General features: G+C 45.5%; 17 protein-coding genes and 1 tRNA gene. 8 read left to right on the top strand and 10 right to left on the bottom strand.

Annotated features, from left to right (window positions below; all coding sequences use genetic code 11):
* Positions 1-92 precede the first annotated feature (92 nt).
* The 5 genes from DWX62_RS04965 to DWX62_RS04990 all read left to right on the top strand — a co-directional run bounded on the left by DWX62_RS04965 (position 93) and on the right by DWX62_RS04990 (position 2,446).
* On the top strand, positions 93-962 hold the full coding sequence (locus DWX62_RS04965) for a DNA adenine methylase (RefSeq protein ID WP_005829044.1): 870 nt from the start codon (positions 93-95) through the stop codon (positions 960-962).
* Positions 963-1,355: 393 nt separating this feature from the next.
* Positions 1,356-1,553, top strand: coding sequence for a hypothetical protein (locus DWX62_RS04975; RefSeq protein WP_227239044.1), 198 nt, complete (start codon positions 1,356-1,358; stop codon positions 1,551-1,553).
* Positions 1,550-1,912: a hypothetical protein gene (locus DWX62_RS04980; protein WP_005829050.1), complete on the top strand. Its 363-nt coding sequence runs from the start codon at positions 1,550-1,552 to the stop codon at positions 1,910-1,912. Before DWX62_RS04975 ends, DWX62_RS04980 begins: the two co-directional genes overlap by 4 nt.
* Entirely contained in the window at positions 1,905-2,150 is a 246-nt protein-coding gene (locus tag DWX62_RS04985; protein WP_005829052.1) for a hypothetical protein, read from the top strand. Before DWX62_RS04980 ends, DWX62_RS04985 begins: the two co-directional genes overlap by 8 nt.
* On the top strand, positions 2,147-2,446 hold the full coding sequence (locus tag DWX62_RS04990; protein WP_005829055.1) for a hypothetical protein: 300 nt from the start codon (positions 2,147-2,149) through the stop codon (positions 2,444-2,446). Before DWX62_RS04985 ends, DWX62_RS04990 begins: the two co-directional genes overlap by 4 nt.
* Positions 2,447-2,561: 115 nt before the next feature.
* Here DWX62_RS04990 and DWX62_RS04995 read toward each other — a convergent pair whose 3' ends face one another.
* Together DWX62_RS04995 and DWX62_RS05000 are read right to left on the bottom strand one after the other, a co-directional pair.
* On the bottom strand, positions 2,562-3,728 hold the full coding sequence (locus DWX62_RS04995; protein WP_005829057.1) for a site-specific integrase: 1,167 nt from the start codon (positions 3,726-3,728) through the stop codon (positions 2,562-2,564).
* A gap of 180 nt (positions 3,729-3,908) precedes the next feature.
* Positions 3,909-3,982 (bottom strand) — tRNA-Arg (locus DWX62_RS05000).
* Between the two features lie 288 nt (positions 3,983-4,270).
* Here DWX62_RS05000 and rpiA point away from each other — a divergent pair.
* A complete protein-coding gene (rpiA, locus tag DWX62_RS05005; protein ID WP_005829061.1) occupies positions 4,271-4,975 on the top strand; it encodes a ribose 5-phosphate isomerase A in 705 nt (234 codons plus the stop codon).
* On the opposite strand, the gene DWX62_RS05010 is transcribed toward rpiA, so the two are convergent.
* From DWX62_RS05010 to DWX62_RS05020, 3 genes are read right to left on the bottom strand one after another with little or no spacing between them, the layout of a single operon-like run.
* Positions 4,950-6,401, bottom strand: coding sequence for an AbgT family transporter (locus tag DWX62_RS05010; protein WP_005829063.1), 1,452 nt, complete (start codon positions 6,399-6,401; stop codon positions 4,950-4,952). The genes rpiA and DWX62_RS05010 overlap by 26 nt on opposite strands.
* Positions 6,394-7,122 (bottom strand): DUF5932 domain-containing protein, encoded by a 729-nt coding sequence (locus DWX62_RS05015; protein WP_005829066.1) that lies wholly within the window; start codon positions 7,120-7,122, stop codon positions 6,394-6,396. Before DWX62_RS05015 ends, DWX62_RS05010 begins: the two co-directional genes overlap by 8 nt.
* A gap of 3 nt (positions 7,123-7,125) precedes the next feature.
* The gene (locus tag DWX62_RS05020; protein WP_008663579.1) at positions 7,126-11,472 is read right to left on the bottom strand and encodes a DUF5113 domain-containing protein; all 4,347 of its coding nucleotides are present in this window, start codon (positions 11,470-11,472) and stop codon (positions 7,126-7,128) included.
* A 124-nt stretch (positions 11,473-11,596) separates the two neighbouring features.
* Here DWX62_RS05020 and DWX62_RS05025 point away from each other — a divergent pair, with 124 nt between their 5' ends.
* A complete protein-coding gene (locus DWX62_RS05025) occupies positions 11,597-12,535 on the top strand; it encodes a ribose-phosphate pyrophosphokinase (protein WP_005829068.1) in 939 nt (312 codons plus the stop codon).
* 92 nt (positions 12,536-12,627) lie between these two features.
* Here the strand turns inward: DWX62_RS05025 and DWX62_RS05030 are convergent, their stop codons facing one another.
* The 5 genes from DWX62_RS05030 to DWX62_RS05050 all read right to left on the bottom strand — a co-directional run bounded on the left by DWX62_RS05030 (position 12,628) and on the right by DWX62_RS05050 (position 18,767).
* Positions 12,628-13,791 carry a phosphatidylinositol-4-phosphate 5-kinase gene (locus tag DWX62_RS05030; RefSeq protein WP_005829069.1) on the bottom strand — a complete coding sequence of 388 codons (1,164 nt, stop codon included), beginning with the start codon at positions 13,789-13,791 and terminating at the stop codon, positions 12,628-12,630.
* Between the two features lie 74 nt (positions 13,792-13,865).
* Positions 13,866-15,155, bottom strand: coding sequence for a pitrilysin family protein (locus DWX62_RS05035; protein WP_118274914.1), 1,290 nt, complete (start codon positions 15,153-15,155; stop codon positions 13,866-13,868).
* Between the two features lie 12 nt (positions 15,156-15,167).
* Complete coding sequence (gene kdsB, locus DWX62_RS05040) at positions 15,168-15,923, bottom strand: 3-deoxy-manno-octulosonate cytidylyltransferase (RefSeq protein WP_120172622.1); 756 nt, start codon at positions 15,921-15,923, stop codon at positions 15,168-15,170.
* Between the two features lie 76 nt (positions 15,924-15,999).
* Positions 16,000-16,365, bottom strand: coding sequence for a 2-amino-4-hydroxy-6-hydroxymethyldihydropteridine diphosphokinase (locus DWX62_RS05045; protein WP_120172623.1), 366 nt, complete (start codon positions 16,363-16,365; stop codon positions 16,000-16,002).
* A gap of 71 nt (positions 16,366-16,436) precedes the next feature.
* Entirely contained in the window at positions 16,437-18,767 is a 2,331-nt protein-coding gene (locus DWX62_RS05050; protein ID WP_044467769.1) for a transglycosylase domain-containing protein, read from the bottom strand.
* Between the two features lie 610 nt (positions 18,768-19,377).
* On the opposite strand from DWX62_RS05050, the gene pyrB reads away from it, so the two are divergent.
* Positions 19,378-20,325 (top strand): aspartate carbamoyltransferase, encoded by a 948-nt coding sequence (gene pyrB / locus DWX62_RS05055; protein WP_005829081.1) that lies wholly within the window; start codon positions 19,378-19,380, stop codon positions 20,323-20,325.
* Positions 20,326-20,345 lie beyond the last annotated feature (20 nt).

Here is a 20,345-nt window from a genome sequence, read left to right on the forward strand (position 1 = left end):
TTAAGTCGTTTAGCGTCATTTCTCCCATTTTTCGAGGTTATTCCAGAGATTTTATTTAACTTTGTGGTCTCAAATAGAATCAGAATAATTATATGATGCGTTACTCGCCACTTAGATACCCTGGAGGAAAAGGAAAGATATCTTCTTTCTTTTCTGAATTATTTGTTGCAAATAATTTAATAGGGGGAACCTATATAGAACCCTATGTTGGCGGAGGTTCCATAGCTCTTTCTTTGTTAATTAACGGGGTTGCCAATCAAATTATTATAAATGATAAAGATCGCTCATTATTTGCTTTTTGGTATTCTATTTTAAATTATACAGATGAATTCTGCCAGCTAATAGAAAATACTCCTATCACGATTGATACTTGGTATGAACAAAGAGAAATTCAAAAAAACAAAACTAATGCCGAACTATTATCTTTAGGATTTTCGACTTTCTTTTTAAATAGGACAAATCGTTCCGGTATTATAAAAGGGGGAGTTATCGGTGGGCTTAATCAAACTGGGAATTATTTAATTGATGCTCGTTATAATTCTGATGATTTGAAAAAACGTATTAAATTAATAGCTTTATATAAAGACAAAATTGAATTGCATAATTTAGATGCAGTAGAGTTAATTCATAATCTACAGAGTAATCTACCAAATAATTCCTTGTTTTACTTTGATCCACCTTACTACAAAAAAGGTAAGGGTCTCTATATGAATTATTATGATGACCAAGACCATAGAGATATTTATAATGCAATCGCAGGATTAGAAAATATAAAGTGGGTGGTAACTTATGATAAAGAAGATTTTATTCTTGACCTTTATTTAAAATTCCGAATGTACGAATATTCTCTAAATTATAGTGCGGCTACAGTTGGAAAAGGGCAAGAGTATATGATATTCTCTGATAATTGTATTGTTCCAGAAAAAAGTTCCATAAATTTCAACAAGGTAATAACAATCTAAAACTTACTCTATTCACAAGCTGGAGTATCTTCATTATCTACTTCATTAAAGCAAATGATTGTAGAAGTATTAATAAAAAGTTTTCGATTATACAGCAAACAAAAAAATCTCCGTTTTTCTTTTGCCATTTCAAAATAAACCTGCATCTTTGCAGTGCTCTTCATTTTGACAAGGCGAGACTGTTCGCCAACTTTTGCCGTTGGCATTTTTTATGCCCAATGGTATTCTATAGTTCCGACCCCCGTGTGGAGTGTTAATGCACCCACTGCCTTGTCAAGGTGAAGAGCAACGGGAAAGCGGAACTTTCTTTGTTTATAAGTTTTCCAGTTTTTTGGAGAAAGTTCCCTTTCCCGTCTTTAATAACATATTGTTTTATTTTAAATGCTCTTCATTATGACAAAACAATCTCAAAGCGCTCGCGGACGCTATGTATCCGCAGAGAAGGTTCAAGAACTGTTTGCCCAGCTGGGTGTTGAACTGTGCGCAGGACGTAAACGTATCCGTGCAGCACGTAGCGACAAATCCATTTCCATCTATGTCAATGGTGGGACAGTCAACATCACCTTTAATGAGAAAGGAGGCAAAGCATGATGTTCTTTGTTTACCATCTGCAGACCTATTCCCCCAAGAACCGGGCATGGAAAAAGGTTATTGATTATGTAGAGAAGTATAAAAACGTTCTTATCAAGGATGAACTTTCCCTGGATGCACTCAAGCATGAAATAGGCGATACGGTCAACCGCATTAATGCTGAACACCCGAACTTGAAGCGCATGAAATGTACTGCTACCCCTTTGGGACGTGATTGTACCATACGTATCGAGGCCCATGTCATAAGTGGCGGATGCCCGGACACGGTATTCTTTCTCGATATTTGCAAGGTACGTTCCATTTTTCAATTTAGTGAGAAGGCGAATATGCTGGAACAGAAAGGAGGTGAGAATGGATAATACTACCGTTAATGGAATTGTACTTGACGATTCCATATCTAATTGCTTATTGAAATTGCAAAATAATCGAGCGGCATCTCTTGCAGAATTGTTGGATGACAGTATCGGCTTTCTCCTTGAATACAGTGGTTATTTCTATGACAATTCAAAAACATTTTTGGATATTTTAGCAACATTACATAATGCCCGTACCGAATTTTTAGGCCTTATTCCTAATCAGAAAGGAGGTGCCCAATGAAAAAGCCTATAGGATTCCGTTCTTATCAAAACGACGAAGAACCGGACAAACAAGACGAATTAGAGAAGCAACAAGCCGAGCGGCAGAAAGCCATAGCAAACTTCATCGGCCAGAACTATTCACCCATCGGTACCACTTCACAGAAATGTTACAAGACCACCGCTGAACTGGTATATGAGCTGTCGAACATTGTCGATGTCGCTCCGATGGCGCTGGCCAAACAACTGGCTGATGCCGGGTACCATGTAGAATATTTGGCAGGACAACCCTACTGGGTGATGTACGAGAGAGCATAAATTCGTGCGGCTGCACCTCATTTTGTACGAACTTGTACAAATCGGTGCAGCCGCATTTATTTGATAAATAAAACATTATGAATCATCCGCACGATTGTACGGCTTTTGGCCCCTATTATAGGGTGAAGCTATTGAAACATTGCATGCCTTCCCGCTTGCTCTCATCCATGACGTGCGCATAAATCATCGTTTCCCGGATATTGCTATGTCCAAGCAATTTTTGCAGGCTGGATAAGTCTTTTGTTTTCCGGAGATAAATAGTTGCAAACGTATGTCTTCCTGTCTTGGCCGATATTTTTTTGTTAATCCCCAGTTCCTTGGCAATGGCCTTCAACTGTCGGTTAACGACCTGGTCACATTGAACGTTCCTGAACAGACGTCCTTCTTCCCTACCCTCTGCCCATTCTTCCAGAAGTTTTTCCGCAGGTACCGGCATCGGAATCTTTATCGGTTCCGGTTTACAGTTCCGGTTCTTCACACGGTAGTAAGTCAGCACATCATTGTTTACCTGCTCGATACAGAACATACGTGCATCCGTAATGTGCATGCTCGTGAAACACATGAAAAGGAAGAAGGCCAAGGTCAGCTGAAGCTTTTCCGGCAATGTTCTTTGATAGTATAATTGCACAAACTGCATCAGCTCCTCCTCTGTCAGATAGTCCACATCGCTTTTTATTCTTTTGATATGGAATTCCTGGAAAGGATTTTCTTCTATATAGCCCTTTCTGTAGGCTGCGGTGACATATATCTTGATGGTGGACATATTACGTTGTGCGGTTATCTCCGTATTTCCAAGCTCCTTTTTCATGTAAATCAGGTAGTCAGTCAGATAATCCGGAGTAAGGTCCTGGAACTGTAACAGTTCATTATATGCCTTGAACTTTTTCATACAGCTCAGATGATGCTTGAACGTTCCCATCTCTATTCGCCGGCTGTAGGTTTTCATATGCTCCTTCACGAAGTCATGGAAAGTCTTATAATCACTTGGATTGTTATACTCCCGCATGAAAATATCTTTTGTCAAAGCCTGGTTCCTCAGCCGGAACTTCACCAATATATCGTTGACACGTGCTTTCAGGTTACTCACAATAAGATTTATATCCTTTGCTTCCTTACTGTTTCCTTTGAGAAGTCCGCTTTTCTCGTCAAATTTAGCAGCAGGCACAGACACTTTGCAAGGAAGCATTAACTTTTCCTTACCGAGATAAAAGGTTATATATAGCGGAGCATTGCCCTCTTTGGTCAATCTCTGCTTGTTCTGGATGACTCTTACCGTACTCATTTTTGTTTTCTAAATTATTTCTACCCACCGGAAAAGTGGAACTACGGAAAGCTGTGTTTCTGCTATGTTACCTACTTTTTGCACAAATTCTGTCGAAATTGGCAAGGTAGTAAATCGTTGATACCCAGCTAAACGACGAAAGGCAAGCAGCCTTTTTATCGACTACTTGCCTTATCGTTGTGATTCCGTTGCGATTCGAACGCAAGACCCACGCCTTAGAAGGGCGTTGCTCTATCCAGCTGAGCTACGGAACCAGCCTTAATTGCGGTGCAAAGGTACGCTTTTTTACGAATATTGCAAATTTTTGTATCACCTTTTTTCGTTACCTATGTATAAAAGGCTCATTTGCTACATAAAAAGTAATGATTAGTTACCTTTACAAATAAGATACACGGTATTTATATACAGATGTATTAAAACATTTTGCAAATTATCAATGTTACTAATTATAAAAAGTAAAAATATGGAGGAATATTCAAGTAGGAAAAGTAACATTGACCCGAAAAAGAATGAAAGAGTAATAACAACTAAATTTTAAAGAGATGGAATGGGAAAATCAGTTGATACAAGAATTGCAATGGTCAAATAAAATCAGCAATAAGGCGAGTAAGGAATTGGTAGCCCAGGAGATTGCCGGACTGGCCAAAGACGGTGATGTCATAGGAGCAGGCTCCGGCTCTACCGTTTATCTCACTTTGTTTGCATTAGCTCAACGAGTTAAACAAGAATCTTTGCATATAGAAATCATTCCGGCATCTGCCGAAATTTCGATGACATGTATACAGCTTGGCCTGCCGCAAACTACTCTGTGGAATAAGCGTCCGGATTGGACATTCGACGGTGCAGACGAAGTGGATCCGCATAATAACCTCATCAAAGGACGTGGTGGAGCCATGTTTAAGGAGAAACTTCTCATTAAAAGCAGTGGTAAGACTTACATCATTGTCGATGAGAGCAAGCTTGTCAGCAAACTGGGGAGCAAATACCCCATACCGGTGGAAGTGTTTCCACATGCTCTCTCCCATGTGGAAAACGAGATACGCTTATTGGGAGCTTCAAAAATCAGCCTACGTCTTGCAGAAGGAAAAGACGGTCCGGTATTTACCGAAAGCGGTAATTTCATTCTTGACATTCATCTCAGCAACATTGTTCCTGATTTGGAACAGAAACTGAAAGCCATTACCGGGGTTATCGAAAGCGGGCTGTTCATTGGTTATGACATTACAGTCCTAATGGCAAACCGCTGATGTACCAAAGTACAAATAAGGCAGTCCATGCCAATAGAATGACTAAAGAATATCTCCAAGTATACTTCAGTAGTGAACCATAAGTGGATTGCCTATCATATTGCTGCATATAGGTCAAGACAAGTGGCATGTAGAACATAAAAGGTGTTATGGCATTTGTTGCACTGTCACCTATACGGAACGCACATTGGGTCATATCCGGCGAAATGCCCATACTTGCCAATACCGGAACAAAAATGAAAGACATAAAAGCCCATTTAGCTGTGGCAGATACCATAAAGAGATTGACCAGTGCCGTAAAAAGAATGAAGAGAATCAATATCCATAAACTACTCAAAGAGGCGGAGGACAGCAGATTAGCGCCTAAAATGGCAATGCACTTGTCCAAGTGGGAATATTCAAAACAAGCAAACATCTGTGAGGCAAAGAAAGCTATCACAAAATAAACGCCCAGCAGTTTCATCGGCTGCGTAAGTCCTTCTATCACATCACCGTCCGTACGGTATCGGCCGGAGGCAAAACCATAGACCATCCCCATCAAACCTATTCCAAACGAAAGCAAAAACAGAATACCAACTATAAACGGAGAACGAATCAACCCACCATTGACACTCCGCAATATCCCCCATGAAGAGAATGTAGCCCACAGAATAATGGCAATATACAGCAAGCCTGCAAATACAGCTCCCAACATAGCTCTCCGTTCCTTGCGGGACAGTTGTTTGTAGCCATTAAAATGAATATCCCCTGCATACATTCCCAAGTGCGGCAACAAGCTCCTGCGGGTAATATGATTAATGATGAATGCAAGCAGGAACGTGGAAACAAAGAGAAAATAATAATTGCACAGCGGTCCAGTCTGCCCCGGAGCAATATTCATCCTATCAGCCGCTTCTTGCGTTACAGAGGCAATCATGGGGTCTAATGTACTCAAAAACACATTAGCGCTATAGCCACAAGAGACTGAAACATAAGCTGTAATTATACCTCCAATGGGGTGCAGACCGACGGACTGGAACAAAGTTGCAGCTATCGGCAACAGAATGATATATCCTGCATCTCCCACTATATTGGACAACAGTCCTAAGACAATAACCAGCAGAATAATGCGCCAAGGATCACGTGGACGTCGTACCCCCCTGCGAATACATGCATCGATGAAACCCGAATGCTGTGCCACCCCTATTCCGAACATAGCCACAATCACCAGCCCTAACGGAGCGAATCCCGTAAAATTGGTTATGACATGGCGCAGCAGCCAGCGTATGCCCTCCGGACTCAGCAGGCTCTGCACCCGTATTACTTCTCCAGTCTGCGGTTGCAGCACGCTCAGGCCATAGACATCGAATATCCATGAAAGGAGGATGACTGCCAGCGTCAGCAGGAAGAACATCGTAGCGGGATGTGGCATTCGGAGTTTACTCATCGTCGGCTTCCAGATTGTCTATATTCAGGATTCGAAGTTCCAATGCACGCACCACCAGACGAGTGGCATTCACCCCCACCCGTTCACTAGGCGGGAAAAGACGGCCGACCAAGTCATTCTGCCGTTTCTCCAGCGACTTGACTCCAAAAGGCATTCCCCTAAGATTGGCAATCATTTCTTTGGTATAGCCCAGTGCCAAATGACGGAGGAAACGCTCGTCATACTCATCAATATCATAGCTTATGATTGCTTCCTGACGTTTTGCATCATTTAGGACAGATTTCTTGAAGCGTTCCACTATCTTCTCCAGTATCGGATAGTTAAAGACCAGCTTCTTGCCGTCCATCACTGCCTGCACATCGGTTTTGGTCAGCAACTCTCCGGTTTTCAGGATAATGCCGTCGGCACCGGCTTCAAGTACGTCCACCCATAACTTCTCATTCAATATTTCTCCCGTGAATATCAGCACATGTACTCCCGGATAACGCTTGAAGATATTCCGGCAGATGTCCACCCCGATTGTGGTCGAACCTCCCAGTCCCAAGTCCAGCAGAACAAGATCCGGCACGCCGGCTTCAATCAATGTCCAGAACTCCTGCTCAGTCATAGCAGTACCTATTACCTCCGCATTGGGAATTTCATGGCGGAAAATCTCTTCCGTCCCTTTCAGCTCCAACTTGACATCTTCAACGATGATTACTTTAAATTTTTTGTCTTCCATATTTCATTTTTTCGGTAGCGTAAAATATATTGTAAAACCTCCTTCCTTTCCCGGTTCGGCATTGATACGGCATCCCCGGCGTCCGGCAAACTCGTCATGGTCGCGGATAATCTGCTTGCACACCAGATATTCCGTACCATACAGTTCTCCTTTCTCACCGGCCGTCATGCGGGACAAGTCGGGATAGAACAATTGGTTCAATTCTTCACGGGTCTTTTCCCTGCGCATATCTGTAAACAGAAAACGTATAAATTCCCCATCTTCCCGGGCCGACAGACAGACAGCTCCATCCAGAGTTACGGAGCAAGCCTCGTCTATCAGGTTTTCAAGCAGGAAACGCAACTGGTTCCAGTCACCGGTAATCCGTCCTTCCAACAGTTGTATCTTAAAATCAATATGCGCCTTGTTTCCCTTATACACTTTGCGGAAATATTTCCCGGCAGTAGCCATAAGTTCCGGCACAGATATTGTCGCACGCCTGAAAGTCACCTCTTCCAACTGGCGGGAAGCGCATGAACTGAGTGTCGTAAAGATACCTTTGTAATACTCTATCAATTCGCTGATGGCAACCACCGTTTCCCGCTCCTCCGCTTCTGTCTGTTTGCCGGACCGCAGTTTCCCTATCAGCTGCTTTATCTTGTTCGGATAATAAATCGTTTCATGCTTGATGGTCGAGAGACAATTATCCAGCACCATGTTCTGTACATGCAGCAAACTGTCTTCCCAGGAAGCTCGCCGGGCTTCATCTTGAGCCACTTCGATGTCCCGGTATTTCGTAGCCAACTTAACCACTGCATTGAAGATTACAATGGAGACATAACGGGCTATCAGTTCCAAAAGCAAATGGTCGGTCTCCTGCTCCGTACCTTCCCTGCGTTCCAGACACAGCACACCTATGCAACGACACATATTTCCCGCATCCACAACAAGCGGCAATGTTTGTATACCCTTTTCCGATATGTACTCTTGCTGCTCAAAGCAATTCTCCATATATTTCCTCCAGATAGGCAACTCGTCCACGGCGGTATCTTCCACTGGATTGGAAGTGTATTCCAGCTTATGTGTAGTCTCGTTGTATACAGCTATGCTTAACCGGTCGATACTCAAAAGTTCGTTCACTGCATCAAAAGCGGAACCTACAATCTGCCGCGGGATTTCCTTCAATGTATCCTCCTCACGCTGCAACATTTCCTCCGTATCCGAAACCGGCAACAAGGAGGCATTGAACACCTTTCCATTAATTTCCAGTACTTGCTCCAGATTCCAGCGGTTCACCAGACGTTTACGGAAGTAGAGTATGTAATATCCCAACAGCAATACGAACAGCAAAATCACCGCCAGCAAAATGCCCACCATCTTGTTGTTGGTGGAACGCTCCAGCTGCCGGCAATATTCTTCCAAGGATTGGTCTTCTCCCAACAGTTTGTACAAGGTGGTGTAGGCAGCATTATTATAACTATAGTCATCCCATTGCTTCAATGCAAGAAATGAGACTGCCGCTTCATTCCTGATATCCAGAATTACATGGAAATCCGAATTGAACATCTGGTTCCACCAATCCAGTTCCGCAGGCGTCCCGTCTCCGGTCAGCGTCATATAGCGATGTATAGGATGGGCGTATTGCTTGTAATGTTCGTTCAGGCAATACATTGCCGAATCTATGTATTGTAAAGCCAGTTCGTATTCTCCGTCCACATTGCAGTAATAAGCTTCATTGGCATAATCGGAGGCTTCGTCCAGCAAAGCTTCGTATTCATTCTGTGCAAGCAGTGCCAAAGAATCCGGCAACACCTCTCCGGAAGCAGTCTGTTCCACAGCATGCCGGCAGGATGACATGCACAAAAACAACACGACGAGCAACACCGACACAGACTTACGGATACCGGCAGGCAGACGGAAATAAAAACGGCTGCCTTTTCCCAGCCCGCTCTCCACATTGAACAGACAGACCTTGAACAAATCATTCGTCTTGCGATATTTTTCAATGATGCCCTTACAGTTCATCAGTCCAAAGCCACTTCCTTTGTTCTTCCTCAATTCCTCCTTGTCGGGAGCGTCACTCATACCGATGGCTTTTGAGTCATATACTTTTTCTCCCACGATGCGAGCTACATCTTCCGGTGACAATCCACAACCATTATCCTCTACCGAGATTTCCACGTAATCCTCCTCCTGCCGTGCATATACTTTCACCATACCGCCCTGAGGGGTATATTTACGGGCATTCTCTGCCAGTGTATTTATCATAAACAATGTAAGGGCTTTGTCTGCCTTCACCCGGATATCCGTAGGCTGCACCTCCAACGACTGTCTCTTCATCTCGAATGTACGGCTTCCTTTCCTGAGCAGCTCGAAAAGTTCATTCAATTCGAACGTCTCTATGTTCAGGCTAAGGCTTCCTTGCTTCATCTTTATCCAAAGGGCAAGAATATCATTGTATTCGTTGATGGTAGTAACCAACTCGTCGATATACTGGTATTTCTCCTCCTTTATCCGTTCCTCTTTGATGAATCCTTTTTGAGTCAGTTTCTGCACTTCGTTGATGATACGGTCTATGTACGGATGAATCCCGTTGACAATAGCCATACATGCTTTCTTTATCAGATTTTGCCGTTTGTTCCCCGCGATGTGCTGCTCGTAAATGTAGCGTTGCTTTTCCAGTCTGCGGCGCTCATCCCCAAGGGAGATGGACGTCATGCCGTTGTCGATTGCCCATTGGATATAGGGGGTTATCACCCGTACCATCGCCTGCTCATCCTTGCTCATCCGACGCGGGAACACTAATTGCCCGTTGTCTATGCGGATGTCCTTCACTCCAAACAGCTTTTCCAATTCCGGGCAGACAGCCGTCCGGATAGAGTCGATGATTTCCTCCTCAGTCTGTGCATCTGCCGGAATGGATGCCGTTATCTTCTGACAGATATCCAGCATCAGCTGCAGACGGCGGAGATGCACTCTGTTCCGGTCTTTGGAACGCTTGTTGAAAAACCAGAAAAAGAGGGATACAAGCACGAAGCCCACAATGACCAGTGACAACACGACGTTGAGCTGCCCCGCCTCCTTTTCCAATGCTTGATAGCGGCTTTCCAGCTCTTTATCCTGGCGTGTATCTTCAAGGATATCCAGGTAAATATTGCGGTTATAGTCTGATTTTTCTTTCATCCCGAGTCCTGCATACGAAACGCTCAACTGTTCACGAATACGTGAAATCCACTCGGGCACGGTTTTCAGTTTCTGCTCCATCCATGCCTTCTCCGCACAAATCGTATCTCGACGGTCAAATGCTTTCAGCCAGTCCAAACTATCGTGGCAGTCATAGAAAAGGCGGTGATGGTCATTTACACATTCCAGAGCAAGTTTTAGCGTGTCAAGAGCTTCTGTATAGTGACTGTGGGCATTCAGGTATTTGCCGATAGATACATATGCACCTGCTATCTGATACAAATCCTTGTATTGGCTGAATTTTTGCAATGCCAACTGCCCCAGACGCATGGGAAGCAGCGAATCTACCGGTACTCCAAAACGTGTCAAGGCATGGGAGCGGCGGTCTTGAAAAAATGCGTAATTATCCGGTGAAGCCATCAAGTTGGCAAGTCCCTGCACTCCATTGCCCTCAAAGTAAAGATAGCCCTTGCGCGAAGCCAACTGCCATGCGGTATAGAGCTCATCAAATTCTCTCAGTCTTCGCTCATCCGGTGTCTCACCCTCGCATAAGGCAGCAGAACCTTTGATGTAGTGATAATACAACAGCTGATTGGTATCTGCCAGCAACTCTTGTTTTTTAGTAACTTCATTAATAGAGGCTACAGCTTCCGGACGCTGTTGCAAATAATAATAATACACAGCAGATACAATATAAAATTCCGAACGGGCATAATTCAAACGCATTTGCTCGTGTTGGTCCACAAACAGATTGTCATCCTCCGCTATTCTTTTCATACGGTGCAAGGCACTATTGCGATAATCGTAGAACTCCTTGTTCAACGCCGTCCGCTGATAAATCTTCATCAAACCGATGTCGGCAATAAGGAGTTCCAGTTCATTCTTGGTCAGATTATAGACATCCATATGAAACTTTTCGGCCTGCTCAAAATCCATGCGCATAAAAGCACAAAAGCCCAGATTATTGGATGCTTCCGCTTTTCCTTGTTTATAGAGGCTGACTTCACGGTAGGCCCTTGATGCCGCATGGCAGGATGAATCCAGGTTTTTATAACGAAAAGCATAAGCCACCTGGTTTAGAGAGTCGATAAGGCGTACTTCCTTCATGGGTGCCGTTCCCACACACGAAACCATTGTTGTACAAAGGCACAACAACCCCGCAAACCATATAAAAGAAAGTCGTTTCATAAAGCAAAGCTACGAATAAATCCGGGAAAGAAAAATAATTTTTATACAATAACTCTTGTTTTATGTAACGGGAAATTCCTACCTTTGCATGCAAATTAACAAATAGGTAACATCTATTACACAAATGAGCGAAAAAGCACCCTTTATGGTATTCTCCGGAACAAATTCGAGATACCTTGCAGAGAAAATCTGCGCTAGCCTTGATTGCCCTCTGGGAAAGATGAACATCACCCATTTTGCAGATGGTGAGTTTGCAGTCTCTTATGAGGAATCTATCCGTGGCTCGCATGTATTCCTGGTTCAATCAACCTTCCCTAATTCTGACAACTTGATGGAACTTCTGCTGATGGTTGATGCTGCTAAAAGAGCATCGGCAAAAAGCGTTGTAGCCGTTATCCCTTACTTCGGTTGGGCACGTCAGGACAGAAAAGACAAACCCCGTGTTTCCATCGGCGCCAAGCTGGTGGCCGACCTGCTCTCTGTTGCAGGTATCGACCGTCTGATTACGATGGACCTTCATGCAGACCAGATTCAAGGTTTCTTCAATATTCCGGTGGATCATTTGTATGCATCAGCAGTATTCCTCCCCTATATTGAATCCTTGAAACTGGAAGACTTGGTAATCGCCACCCCGGATGTCGGCGGTTCAAAACGCGCCAGCACATTCTCCAAATACCTCGGTGTACCCCTGGTATTGTGCAACAAGACACGCGAAAAAGCAAACGTGGTTGCCACCATGCAAATCATCGGTGATGTAAAAGACAAGAATGTAGTATTGGTAGACGATATTGTAGATACAGCAGGAACCATTACCAAGGCTGCCAACATCATGCTGGAAGCAGGAGCCAAATCTGTCCGTGCCATTGCCAGCCACTGCGTAATGTCCGACCCTGCTTCTTTCCGTGTACAAGAATCCGCACTAACGGAAATGGTATTTACTGATAGTATCCCCTACTCTAAAAAATGTGACAAGGTTAAACAGTTGAGCATTGCCGATATGTTCGCCGAAACCATCAAGCGGGTGATGAACAATGAATCAATCAGTTCACAATACATTATCTAACCGCGGAGCGGTTAGAAATTAAAAATTAAAGGCTGCGCGGTTCTGAAGTGAACATTGCGCAGCCTTTAATTTTTAATTTCTAATTTTTAATTCTAATTCTCCAGCCTTCCCATCTTGTAGGTTCCTTTTCGTATCACCTTTCCGTTCTTGTCTGTTTCTACAAACGGACCGTGTTTCTTGCCTTGTTTGAAGAAGCCTTCATAACGGTTTCCGTTCTTGTCCTCCTGGATACCGCTACCTTCTTCCATACCGTTCACAAAACCGCCTTTATATTTGGTTCCATCGGTCTGAATCAGGGTACCTTGGCCGTTGAACTTATTGTCTTTCCATTCACCTTCGTAAGAGTCACCTACATTCCATTTGTAAGTACCGTATCCGTCACGTTGGTTATCTTTCCAATTACCTTCGTAAACGGCGCCGCTTGCCCACGTAAATGTGCCGTGGCCTTCCTGCTTTCCATCCTTGAAGCTGCCCACATACTTGTTGCCGCTGGCATGGTAATAAATGCCCTCTCCGGTACGTTCACCTTGAACATAAGAACCTTCGTAACGGTCGCCGGTATGGAAAAAGTAAATACCTTTGCCATGCTGCATGTCGTCCTTCCAGTCACCTACATATTTGTCGCCGTTGGCATATTCAAAAGTTCCTTTACCGTCCCGGACATCATTTTTCCACTCCCCGTCATATTTGGAACCGTCATTCCAGGTCAGTGTTCCTTTGCCGTCTTTCTTGTCATTCTTCCACGAGCCTACATACTTGGAACCGTTCTTCCAGGTATACGTTCCTTGGCCTTCGCGTTTATCATTCACCCAGTCGCCCTCATAAATATCACCATTGTAATAGTACATGGTTCCTTTACCGTGCTGGTAATCCTGAAACCACATGCCGTCATAACGGTTGTTATTCATAAAATAGTAGATACCCCTGCCATGCTGCTGGTCTTGAAACCATTGCCCCTCATACTTTTCACCGTCGGGAAACATATATGTACCGTAGCCTTCACGCTTGCCCTTCACATACTCACCCTCGTAGACGTCGCCGTTCTTGAAAACGGTCTTCCCCTTTCCATTGGGCTTGCGGCCTTTTATTTCACCGGTATAGACGGCCCCGTTATCTTTGAACGTATAGGTACCTATCTTTATCTCCGAAGAGAATGTACTTTTCACTTTATCGAAAAAGCCGCTTTTTTTTTCCTGGGCAGTGGCTCCACCTTGGCATAAGAAAGCCAGAATGAGTGCAGTATATAGATATTTCATTAATTGATAATTGATAGTTGATAATTGACAAAGGTAGGATTTATCCGGTAAAATGATGCGATAACTCCCGCTTTTTATGACATTTTTTTGCCGCACACTATTTCTTTTAATTTCTCTTTGCATAAATGCCGCCCTGCAAGTTCACGGATTTCTTGTGGAGTAACCTCCTTGACAGCATCCAGTGCTTCGGCAAAGTAGGTATCCTGCAAGCCCGATACCTGCACAAAAATCCAGGCATCTGCCAACGAGAATGCAGATTCATAACTACGGCACATGTCTCCCAACATATAGTTCTTCACCATGGAAAGCTCTCCATCGGAAGCCAGCTCGTTCTGAAGGCGGTCTATTTCATGATAAACCTCACCGATAAGAGGCTCCACAAATTCGTTGGCGGCTTCGGCACTGACCGCCAACACTCCCTGCCCCGGATAGGGCATGATGGCTGCGGAGATACCGTATGTGTATCCTTTATCTTCCCGGATATTGGACATCAGGCGACTGCCAAAATAACCCCCGAACAGTGTGACCAGTACGCGGGCCTTCAAGTAGTCCGGATGATTACGGTCCAGGGAAAGCATGCCCATACGGACGGCACTTTGCAGGGCGTCCGGACGTTCGATGAAGATACGTTTTCCGGAGGTGGTAACCGGATGGAATTCTGTCTTCTCCGGTTTGCGGAAATCCGTACCGAAAGCCTCGCAGCCAAACAAGGACTCTATCCTGTGGATGCAATCACCGGTTACCTTACCCGAGAGATAGATGCTGCAATTATTGGAATGATAGTAACGGTCATAAAACTCGCGTAGCACAGCAGGGGTGATACGCCGATAATCCTCTTCCTGCACCAGACGTCCGCCGGGATGCTGCCCGCCGTACAGAGCCTTCACCAATCCGCGGTGCGCCAGAAAGTCCACCTTGGAAGAGTTGACAAGAAACTGCTGGATATTATTGTCTACAATCACTCCCAGCTCTTTCTCGGGAAATACCGGCTCTTTGACGATAGATTCCAATACATCAAGCGTTTGGGGAAGGTATTTATTCAGAGAATAAAGGGTGACATAGGCATACTCGGATGCACTGGACAATTCCAGCCAGGCTCCATAATAGTCCAGCTTTTCCGCTATCCGGGCGGCATCGTAGCGTCGGGTGCCCTCGCGAAGCATGCGGTTCGTAAACAACGCCTGCAAGGGCTGTTTCTGTTGCCATCGGCCGCCTGCCATGAGGAGATCGATACGTGTCACTTCATTGTCACCGGCATTGAGCACGCTCAATGGTACGCCATTAGGCAACTTGATACGTTCCGGTCTTTGCACTGCCAGTTGTTCCGGTTCAAGAATCCGGGGTTGGTCACTTCGGTTCAGCATGGGCTTTCTAGTTTACAACCCGTGGCTTTTAAGAAATTCTTCTGCCCGTTCCAAATCCTGAGGAGTATCTATGCCGATAGTTTCCACATCCGTGACACCTACCTTGATGGTATATCCGTTTTCCAGCCAACGAAGCTGTTCCAATGATTCGGCAATCTCGAGGGATGACTGCGGAAGGGCGGTTATCTCTTTCAGTACCTCTACGCGATAGGCATAAAGGCCGATATGCTTATAATATGTATGATTCTCCAGCCAGTCTTCCTTCGCCGCATTGCGCTGGTAGGGAATGATGGAACGGCTAAAATAGAGGGCATTCCTGTTTTTGTTGAGCACAACCTTCGGAGAGTTCACATTTTCCAGTGCCTCGAAACCATTATCTACCGTAAAGGGTTTCACCAGAGTGGCTATCTGGGTGGCCGGATCGTCGAAACATGCTTTGACGGCTTGTAACTGCGAAGGCTGGATGAAAGGCTCATCCCCCTGGATATTCACCACGACATCAAACTGTCCTCCTATTTTTGTACAAGCTTCCTGACAGCGGTCGGTGCCGCTTTTATGTTCGGTGGAAGTCATTATCACCTTTCCTCCGAATGCTTTTACTGCGACTTCAATACGCTCATCGTCCGTAGCCACGTATGCATCGTCCAAGATTCCTGCCACTTGCTCGTATACTCGCTGTATCACGGTTTTTCCGCCCAACACCGCCAATGGTTTGGCTGGAAAACGCGTAGATGCGTAACGGGCAGGTATGATTCCTAAAAATTTCATTTTCAATCTTCGTTTTTTAAAATGAGGGTGTGTCCGAAAGTGTTCATATACTATCGACACATCTCCTTATAATTAATTATAACAGTTGTTTCAATCCTCGCAGGATATAATCACGTTTCAAATCTTTTGGCTTATAGACAGTCCCGTCACAAGACAACAAGTCTATATCCAGCCGTACAATTTCCTGCTCCTTCTCCTCGGGCTTCCTTCCGGCTTCCCGTTCGATGGCTTTCAGGCAGGCGGTGACTTCCTCTGCCGGATTATCGGAAGCAAAGCATGCCACCTGATTGGAGAACAGATTCGGACGGTGAAAGAACAAAGGTGCCGTCTCCTCCTCTTCCGAGAAACGTATTCCCGAAAAAAGTTCCGTCAAGCGTCTGCGAGCCAGTTCCATGTTCTCCCTCCGCTGTTCGTTGCTCCCAATACTAATCGTATAATCCATTTTTTTAAGGTGAAAGGGGAAAAGGTGAAAATTGAAAGTTTACCTTTCCACTTTCAATTTTCACCTTTCAACTAATTAAACAGTTCGTCGAGTCCCTCTATCGGTTCTTCTATATGGGTGTCTCCTTCCAGATTCACATCATCCTTGCACGGGTCATAGCCTTCGGGCAACTGGAATGTTTCATTTTCATCATATCCCAGAGATTTGTCACCGAGCACTTTCACCATGTATTTGGTCCAGATAGGCAATGCCATGGAAGCACCTTGTCCGTGAAGCATCGTATCGAAATGGATGTCACGGTCCTCACCGCCCACCCAGCAACCGGACACGAGCGAAGGCGTGAAGCCCATAAACCAGCCGTCGGCATTGTAGTTCGTCGTTCCGGTCTTGCCGCCCATGTCGGCTTTCACACCTAGACGGCGCACACGGCCTCCGGTACCTTCGTTGACAACGGCACGCAGCATGACCAGCATCTTGTAAGCGCTGGATACACTGATGACTTCCTGCATTTCGGGAGCAAAGGTTGCCAGCACGTTTCCATCATTGTCCTCGATGCGGGTCACGAACAGCGGAGCTACCCGGATACCCTTGTTGGGGAATGCGGTATAGGCACTTACCATCTCGCCGACGGAAATCTCGCACGGGCCCAGACAGAGTGAAACGGAAGGTACTATATCACGGTTGCGGACACCGAAAGTATGTATAAGACGTTTCAGATTATAGGGATTCAGCTTGCTCATGAGATAGGCCGTAATCCAGTTGTCCGAGTTTGCCAGCCCCCACTTCACAGTCACCATGTCACCAATCAGCTTTTTGTTGGCATTACGCGGCGTCCACGGTTTTCCGTTTTCATCAATCAGCGTGTATTCCACGTGGCGCACTTCGTCGCAGGGAGAAAAACCGTTCTCCATAGCCAATGTATAAAGGAAAGGCTTGATGGTAGAACCTACCTGGCGGCGTCCCACCATGGCCATATCGTACTGGAAGTAATGGTAGTTCGGTCCGCCTACGTATGCCTTGACATGTCCGCTGCGCGGGTCCATGGACATGAAACCGGCACGAAGGAAGAACTTGTAGTAACGGATGGAATCCATCGGGGTCATAATGGTGTCTTTCTCCCCTTCCCAACTGAATACGGACATCTCCTCCGGGGTGTCGAAGGCTTTCTTTATTTCAGCTTCGGTGGCTCCGGCTTTCTTCATGAGGCGGTAGCGATCGGACAATCTCATGGCACGTCCCAGAATCTCGTCCACCTGCTCCTGGGTCAGACGGAAGGTGTAGGGAGCTTTCTTGGCTCCTTTCTTTTCCTTGAAGAAGTAACCTTGCAGTTCCTTCAGATGCTCTGTCACGGCATCCTCGGCATACTGCTGCATACGCGAGTCGAGCGTGGTATAGATTTTCAGCCCGTCGGTGTAGAGGTTGTATTTGGTACCGTCTTTCTTGGTGTTCTTTTCGCACCATCCAAAGAGCGGGTTGTTCTCCCAGTCGAGTGAATCCTCGTAGTATTTCTGCATCTGCCAACCGCGGTAGTTGGCCTTGTCGGGCTTCTTGGCGGTGAGCACGCCGCGCAGGTATTCGCGGAAATAAGTGGCCAGCCCTTCCTTGTGGTCCACACGGTTGTACTTCAGTTTCAGAGGCAACGCCTGGAGGGAGTCGCGCTCGGCTTCCGTAATATATCCCGCTTTCCGCATCTGGTCGAGCACCACATTGCGCCGTCCGCGGGAACGTTCATTGTAGCGCACCGGATTATAGAGAGACGGATTCTTGCACATGCCCACCAACGTAGCCGCTTCCTCAATCTTCAAATCTTTCGGTTCGCAACCGAAGTAGGTAAAGGCAGCAGTCTTGATGCCTACCGCATTGTTCAGGAAATCGAACTTGTTGAGATACATGGTGAGGATTTCCTCTTTTGTATAGTAACGTTCCAGCTTTACGGCAATCACCCATTCGATAGGCTTCTGGAACAGACGTTCCATCACATTGTCTGCACTGGGAGAATAAAGCTGTTTGGAAAGCTGCTGGGTGATGGTACTGCCACCGCCGGCATTCTTCTGCATCAGGATACCGCGCTTCACTACGGCACGCGTCAGGGCGTAGGCGTCAATGCCCGAATGTTCGGCAAAACGTACATCTTCCGTAGCTATCAAGGCGTTAATGATATTGGGCGACAAATCATTGTATCCCACAAACACGCGGTTTTCCTTACTATAGGAATAAGTACCCAATACTTTTCCGTCCTCGGAAAAGACTTCTGTGGCAAATTTGTAATTCGGATTTTCCAGGTCTTCCACCGGAGGCATATAGCCTATCCAGCCCTTGGCTATGGAAAAGAATATAAAGACACACACCAGCGAAATCAGTGCGATGAAAATCCATAGGATTTTGACGACTTTCCTTATCATGTTTCAGTTGCTAAAATCAAAGTTCAATAATAGGGCAAAGGTACGGAAATATATTGGATGTGCCTATGCTTTTTATATCTTTTTCAGGATAAGATTTCCGGCATCCACAAAAAAACGCCCGTTTATTTTAATGGAAACTCTCAGTGAAATGCAAAACGATTGCAAAACAATTAGAAAACTTGAAGAAAAAATCGGAAAGGAAAAATACATCGTAATGAACTATAATACAGATTGGAACAATAAAAACTTGCCCTCGCGCGCGTAAGAGGAGATAAGATAATAAGAGAAGAGAAAAAAACGACGTTGTCGTTAAAAAGAACGACGGCGACGGCGTAAAGAGATACCACACTTCACTGTCCGGAATGCCACACTTCGACAAGGCAAACGCCGCACTTGACTAAGGCAAATGCCACACTTGAACATTCGCGAAATGCGGCATTTACTTTGTCGAAGTGTGGCATTCCGGATGATGAAGTGTGGCATTCCGGACAACAAGCCACACGGTTAAAAAAACAGCCCATATTTCGCAAAAAACTTCCCCGCATATTTCCGTAGCCCGCATATTTTCCGTAACTTTACACTCTCGAAAAGTATAAATGAATTCAACGATATGGAAAACAGAAGTTTAGTCACCATTGCCGAGCATAGCCGGGAAAAAATCCTCTATATGCTCGAGATGGCGAAAGAGTTTGAAGCCCATCCCAACCGGCATATATTGGACGGGAAAGTAGTTGCCACCTTATTTTTCGAGCCTTCCACCCGTACACGCCTCAGTTTCGAGACTGCCGCCAACCGGCTTGGAGCACGTGTCATCGGGTTCAGTGACCCCAAAGCCACCAGCTCATCCAAGGGCGAGACGCTGAAAGACACCATCAAGATGGTGAGCAACTATGCCGACATCATCGTGATGCGCCACCACCTCGAAGGGGCCGCACGCTATGCCAGTGAAGTCACCACCGTGCCTATTGTGAATGCCGGAGACGGTGCCAACCAGCATCCCTCACAAACCATGCTCGACCTCTACTCCATCTACAAGACGCAAGGCACGCTGGAGAATCTGAATATCTTCCTGGTCGGCGACTTGAAGTATGGCCGTACCGTCCACTCCCTGCTGATGGCCATGCGCCACTTCAACCCCACTTTCCACTTCATCGCTCCCGACGAGTTGCGGATGCCCGAAGAATACAAAATTTACTGCCGCGAGCACAACATCAAGTACGTGGAACATACGGACTTTACGGAAGAAATCATTGCTGATGCCGACATCCTCTACATGACCCGTGTGCAGCGCGAGCGCTTCACCGACCTTATGGAGTACGAGCGGGTGAAGAATGTCTACATCCTGCGCAACAAGATGCTGGAACATACCCGTCCCAACCTGCGCATCCTGCATCCGTTGCCCCGTGTCAACGAAATAGCCTATGATGTGGACGACAATCCCAAGGCATACTATTTCCAGCAGGCACAAAACGGACTGTATGCCCGTGAAGCTATTCTGTGCGATGTACTGGGCATCACGCTGGATGAGGTGAAAAAGAGTAAAGGAGTAATTCAGTAGAATCGTCTAATAACAAATAT

Origin of the sequence: Bacteroides sp. AF20-13LB (assembly GCF_003603065.1) — a bacterium.
Classification (GTDB): domain Bacteria; phylum Bacteroidota; class Bacteroidia; order Bacteroidales; family Bacteroidaceae; genus Bacteroides; species Bacteroides uniformis.